Source organism: Pseudomonas sp. P4_C8 (genome assembly GCF_056401975.1).
The window spans coordinates 1-1782 of record NZ_JBFUIH010000103.1 but is presented as its reverse complement, the minus strand read 5'-3'; the positions used below and the strand labels follow the sequence as shown (position 1 = coordinate 1782).

General features: G+C 59.5%; 2 protein-coding genes. Both read right to left on the bottom strand.

All coding sequences use genetic code 11. The features are described 5' to 3' along the window. Window positions 1-268 (bottom strand): DUF6124 family protein (locus AC1DWM_RS30035; RefSeq protein ID WP_477796876.1); only part of this gene is annotated, 268 nt, incomplete at its 3' end. 337 nt (window positions 269-605) lie between these two features. Then, window positions 606-1574 (bottom strand): LysR family transcriptional regulator, encoded by a 969-nt coding sequence (locus AC1DWM_RS30030; RefSeq protein WP_223516653.1) that lies wholly within the window; start codon window positions 1572-1574, stop codon window positions 606-608. Window positions 1575-1782: the final 208 nt, after the last annotated feature.

The window sequence follows — 1782 nt, the reverse complement described above, 5'->3', positions numbered from 1 at the left end:
GGCCTTCCAGATAGCCGGCAAAATCGCTGGCCATCACACTGGCCTGGGCCAGCGATTCACAGGTGTGGGCCAAGAGGTCTTCGTCTCTGAGATCGGGTGCAAGCATGAACATCGTGCTTGGCTTGCGGGCCACGGGGGATTTGAGCGCTGAGGGATTGAGGTAGTGATTCAGCGCGCGTTCGGCGGCGTCGTGGAATTTTTTGGAATCGACGGATTCGTAGGGGGAAACGTCGTCGGTTTCCGGAGGGTTCGGTGTTTCTTTAATCATGCGGAAGTTACTCATTGGCAGATGAAGTGGAACTGCCATCTTTCGTTTTCCAGACGAAAGGGGTGGCAGCCATGCGCGGACTGGAAAAACCGGTACACCCACCAAAAACCGGTAGACCCGAAGGTCTCCCGCGCACAGCCGCCATAACAAGGATTTGCGTGCAGAAAAAAGCGCCGCAGTATGCCATGGGGTGTGGTAAGTGTTCGCCAGGTTTTCCAGACCTGATCGCTGATTTTGCAGCGACCCCCAAAGCCTACCTATTTCCCGTCTGACCCAACAACCGACAGAACACGTCGGAATCCTTCCCCAAAATCAGCGCGTCTGTAGGACCGTGAAATCAGTTCGCCAGCCGAATCCCGCCCAGATTCCCACTCAAATCATAAGCCGCCAATTCCGCCTGATGCGCCGCCAGAATCTCTGGCAACGACCCGCGCAAGTACTCGACCCAGGTCTTGATCTTTGCGTCCAGATATTGCCGCGAAGGATAAATCGCATACAGATTCAATTCCTGCGAGCGGTACTTGGGCATCACCCGCACCAGCGAGCCGTTGCGCAACCCTTCAATCGCCGCATACACCGGCAACACGCCAACGCCCATGCCGCTGGTGATCGCGGTCTTCATTGCGTCCGCCGAGTTGACCAGAAACGGTGAGCTGTTGATGGTCACGGTCTCTTGGCCTTCCGGGCCGTCGAAGGCCCATTTTTCCAGGGGAATCACCGGGCTCACCAGACGCAGGCACATGTGGTTTAGCAAATCGCTGGGTTTCTGCGCGCAACCGTTGGCTTTCACATAAGCCGGCGAGGCGCAAACGATGCTGTAGGTGATGCCCAAACGCTGGGAGACGAAGCCCGAGTCCGGCAGTTCGCTGGCGAGGACGATCGACACGTCGTAGCCCTCGTCGAGCAAGTCCGGGACGCGGTTGGCCATTGTCAGGTCGAAGGTTACGTCGGGGTGCGTCTTGCGATAACGGGCGATGGCGTCGATCACGAAGTGCTGACCGATGCCGGTCATGGTGTGCACCTTGAGCTGCCCGGCCGGCCGCGCGTGGGCGTCGCTGGCCTCGGCTTCGGCTTCTTCGACGTAGGCCAGGATCTGCTCGCAGCGCAACAGGTAGCGCTTGCCGGCTTCAGTCAGGGCGATGCGGCGGGTGGTGCGGTTGAGCAGGCGGGTTTGCAGGTGGGCTTCCAGGTTGGAGACCGCGCGCGAGACGTTGGCGGTGGTGGTGTCCAGTTGCACGGCGGCGGCGGTGAAGCTGCCGGCCTCGGCCACGTAACTGAAGGCGCGCATGTTTTGCAAAGTGTCCATGGGGTGCTCTCGGGGGCGATGGCAAATTGTGACACGAAGTTACGGGGGCGGTGACCCCGACGAAGGGATTATCGCGTTAACGGTAACAAAGATTCACAAGAATCCCGGCTTATCGCCAACCAGACCCACCCCTAGAATTGCGCCACTGTAGGAGCCGGGCTTGCCCGCGATGGCATCACCGCGGTGGGTCTGGATGACCGTGGAGAGA

Excerpts from the sequence above, each read along its gene's own strand:
- AC1DWM_RS30030 (WP_223516653.1), bottom strand. The coding sequence starts at position 1,574 with ATGGACACTTTGCAAAACATGCGCGCCTTCAGTTACGTGGCCGAGGCC.